This is a genomic window from uncultured Metabacillus sp., from assembly GCF_947503125.1.
Lineage (GTDB): Bacteria > Bacillota > Bacilli > Bacillales > Bacillaceae > Metabacillus.
The window spans coordinates 1-3,488 of sequence record NZ_CANNCR010000124.1; the positions used below are offsets into that span (position 1 = coordinate 1).

General features: G+C 33.2%; 5 protein-coding genes. 1 reads left to right on the top strand and 4 read right to left on the bottom strand.

Annotation, left to right across the window (positions count from 1 at the left end):
- Window positions 1-88: 88 nt before the first annotated feature.
- From Q1B07_RS26255 to Q1B07_RS26270, 4 genes are read right to left on the bottom strand one after another with little or no spacing between them, the layout of a single operon-like run.
- Entirely contained in the window at window positions 89-544 is a 456-nt protein-coding gene (locus tag Q1B07_RS26255; protein ID WP_299834259.1) for a fructose PTS transporter subunit IIA, read from the bottom strand.
- Window positions 545-563: 19 nt separating this feature from the next.
- Entirely contained in the window at window positions 564-881 is a 318-nt protein-coding gene (locus tag Q1B07_RS26260; protein ID WP_299095630.1) for a PTS fructose transporter subunit IIB, read from the bottom strand.
- 11 nt (window positions 882-892) lie between these two features.
- Window positions 893-1,330, bottom strand: coding sequence for a PTS sugar transporter subunit IIA (locus tag Q1B07_RS26265; RefSeq protein WP_299095629.1), 438 nt, complete (start codon window positions 1,328-1,330; stop codon window positions 893-895).
- The gene (locus Q1B07_RS26270; protein ID WP_299095627.1) at window positions 1,320-2,816 is read right to left on the bottom strand and encodes a PRD domain-containing protein; all 1,497 of its coding nucleotides are present in this window, start codon (window positions 2,814-2,816) and stop codon (window positions 1,320-1,322) included. The genes Q1B07_RS26265 and Q1B07_RS26270 overlap by 11 nt, the downstream gene beginning before the upstream one ends.
- A 342-nt stretch (window positions 2,817-3,158) precedes the next feature.
- Here Q1B07_RS26270 and Q1B07_RS26275 point away from each other — a divergent pair, with 342 nt between their 5' ends.
- Entirely contained in the window at window positions 3,159-3,371 is a 213-nt protein-coding gene (locus Q1B07_RS26275; RefSeq protein WP_299095625.1) for a tyrosine-type recombinase/integrase, read from the top strand.
- Window positions 3,372-3,488 lie beyond the last annotated feature (117 nt).

Genomic DNA, 3,488 nt, shown 5'->3' on the forward strand with positions numbered 1-3,488 from the left:
GGCGGTCAACAAGTTCACTTCGGTGTTAATTAAAACTAAAACGTTGTTTTTTCATAGAACTTTTGACACTACCTACTCTACAAGTCTTTTAATTACATAAAGCATTTTTCACATCTGCAGGATCTTTCGACTGTAGCATTTTCTCAACGACTTCATCGTTCCCTAATTTCCTTGCAAATAGTGATAATAATTTTAGATGTTGTTGTGCTCCATCATTTTCTTTTCCAACAGCAAAAAGAATGATTCCCTTTACACCTTTCCCGTCGAGTGTCTCCCATGGGATTTCTTCCTGCGTAATCCCAATCGCTACTCCTATTTTTTTTACAGAATGACTATTACCATGAGGAATCGCAATATAATTTCCGATTCCAGTTTGTCCCACTGCTTCCCTAGCATAAATATCTTTTAAAAACGCTTTAATTTCTGTAATGTATTCATTTTGTAGCAACACCTCTGCTAATTCTTGAATGGCTTCTTCCTTACTTTTAGCACTCATGTTGGTTTTGATTGTGTTTAAATCTACAATATCTTTGACTTCCATCATTTTCCTCTCCTTGCTTAAATTATTTCTTTTGACTTACAACCTCTGCCGCTTTTTCAATTAATTTATTTGGTGATTTAACAGCTATTTCTGTCGTAACTTGGATGATTCTCTTCCCTTCAAAACGTTCCCTTCCGGCGATTTTAACATCTGCAGCTAAGATAACGATGTCTGCTTCATCGATCTGTTTTTGAGTCAGTTCATTCTCTGTTCCAATCGTTCCTTGTGTTTCAATATGAATTTCATGGCCTGCTTTCTTTCCGGCATTCTCTAATTTCTCCTGTGCGATATATGTATGTGCGATCCCAACTGTGCATGCTGCAACTCCTACTATTTTCATCATTATTCCTCCTAATTTTTTAAAATTTCTTTAATAAAATTTTCTTTTTCACGACTATTCAATAATCGGTTTACATACTCTTCATCTGCTAAAGCTCGGGTGAATAAGGATATTTTCTTTTTCAATTGAACGCTTTCATTTTCCTTTAATAAAATAACAATCAATAAACAAATATCCTTTGTCTGGCAATCCCATGATCGGATTGGATTTGCTAAACGGATAAATAGAATTTGACTCTTCTTTATTTGATTGCTTTCGATATGAGGCAACATCACATGTTCAGCGATTAATGTGCTGCCTACTTTTTCTCTTTTATTTAATTGATTGATAACTTCCTCTTTTTGCGAAGGATTATCCTGACATACGATTTCAGAAATAAAAGAGTGTACTTCTTCTTTTGTTTTTAACTCACAATTAAAATAAACTTGATAGATTGAATTAATCTCCATGATAAATTTCCTCTATCTTTCCCTGAAGTCTCTTCTGGTCATCAATTGTAAACATCGCACTCACTAATAAATAAGGAATGGGTACTTCTTCCTTAATATGAACAGTACTCAGGATCAATTCAGCATCTGAGTATTTCTCTTTTAACATTTGTGTATTTCGTGATGCTACTACATCAACAATTTCTAACTCGGGAAATTTCTTTGAAACTTTTGCTTTTAAAAGTTCTGAAGTTCCAATTCCTGTCGTACACATGATTAGTGTTTTTATTGGGCGTTGATGTTGGCCAGTTTCAATAGCTTTTGCAAAATAGAGGGTGATAAACCCATTCTCATCGTCATTTATGGCTGGTAAGTTGAATTTTTTACTTACCAATTCAGATACGTTTGTTACGCCCAAAAATACTTCTTCATACGTTACCTTAATCTGACTTAACAAGCTGTTTTTAATTCGAATTTTATGCTCTAATCGATTAAGCATCGGTTTAATATGGTTGGCTAAATCAATAAAAATAGACTGACTGTCTATATCAATTCCTAAGCTAGTACTCATTCCTTCAATATATGCTTTCGTTACTTGGATAACTTCTGATGAAAAAGTGGAAGTTTTAGCAAGAGATCCCTGCATTCTTGATGACACTAAATACTGATAAAGAAAATAAATCTCAATATCTGGCAAAGAACTGTTCAAATATTTTTCAATATTTTGGACAATAACTTTTGCAACTGGATACAAAATATCTCTTTTCATGTTTTCCATTTCTTCATTAGAAATCTTATCAGTAAACAGTCTGGTAGGAACTTTTCTTGAGCGGCTTAGTAGTATATATAAATGCGAGAAAATGTTTACATTATATGGATAGGGAATCGTTATATCTAAATCTTCTTCGATCTTTCTTAATTGATCCAGTATAAACAAAACATCGTACTGATTGAAATTAAGTTGTTGATTCCTTTTTAAATCATCAATATCAATCATATTAAAGATTTCAATAATATCTTTAATGGCCTTCCGAATATTAGCTTCTTCCCCTAGTATGGCTAGTGTTCTGTTTTTTCGCTCTAGAACTAAATTGTACTTCTTAAGCTCTTCGCTCATTATTTGTTCGTCATTAAAAGTAACGGAGTCTCCTACATAATAGCGACTAAATAAGTGGTAAACATTTATAGGTTTAGGCGAAGACAACAATAATTCTTCCATAATTCGTTTACGTCTCTCGTTAGGAGAAAATTGTATTTCTTTGTATTTAAAATTGCTTTTTTGATAATTAATAAATTTTTCGTAATCTAGTTTATACCCTCTCCCTCTTTCAGATATAATTAAAGGGCCGTCCTCGTCCTCGTACTCGTTGTTAATTTTATTTATTAAACGATATACTGTTTTTTGAGAAACATTTAGTACTTCTAGGAGATCCTTCGAAGTAACATAACCTTGATTTTTCGAAAGAAAGAGTAACAGATCTTGTTCATGGTTACTTTTTGAGCTCATCTCCTTGCCTCCCTGATATTATATTAACTGATAATATAATAAACGGTTCGCTAGAAAATGACCGTTGCAACGGTCACTTTTTTTGACATCCTATAAGGTTTTTCCAAGGTTACCTCTATTAAAACGTTAATAGAGGCAAGAAACAGTTTTCTTGCCTCTCTATAAGTACGTAAGAGCCATAATTAACTTGACATTTATATCAGATAGGAAAATCACGGCTAAAACGATAGCTAAATAAACAAATCATCATCTATTAAAATATCCCGAGGAATCAAAAGAAATACGCTGGCTATCCAACTTATCCAAAGAAATTTGAAAACAGAATGACCCGCATTTTTAATAATGACTGATTTAAATCATGAACTGCAGCCTCACTCACTCCGCCACAGTCATACATCTATATTGGCCGAACTTGGATTTGATTTAATAGAAATTATGGACCGCTTAGGTCATACCAAAGAGGAAACAACTGTGAATATGTATCTCCATGTAACAAAAGGAAAGAAAAAAGAGACCGCCAACAAGTTCAGTGAACTTATTAGAGGTCTCCGTTAAACAAATGTTAAATTTTAAGTTTTAAGGACTAACAGAAACTTTGTTTTTTGCAAGCGAAAAGTGCAGAAAGTTGCAGCGAAAAATACATAGGCTTGCAGCTCATCATTTAATTCAAAT

Bases quoted from the DNA above. Each gene is read 5' to 3' on its own strand.
- Q1B07_RS26255 (WP_299834259.1), bottom strand. From the start codon at position 544: ATGATGGAAGTCAAAGATATTGTAGATTTAAACACAATCAAAACCAAC.
- Q1B07_RS26260 (WP_299095630.1), bottom strand. From the start codon at position 881: ATGAAAATAGTAGGAGTTGCAGCATGCACAGTTGGGATCGCACATACA.
- Q1B07_RS26265 (WP_299095629.1), bottom strand. From the start codon at position 1,330: ATGGAGATTAATTCAATCTATCAAGTTTATTTTAATTGTGAGTTAAAA.
- Q1B07_RS26270 (WP_299095627.1), bottom strand. From the start codon at position 2,816: ATGAGCTCAAAAAGTAACCATGAACAAGATCTGTTACTCTTTCTTTCG.
- Q1B07_RS26275 (WP_299095625.1), top strand. From the start codon at position 3,159: ATGACTGATTTAAATCATGAACTGCAGCCTCACTCACTCCGCCACAGT.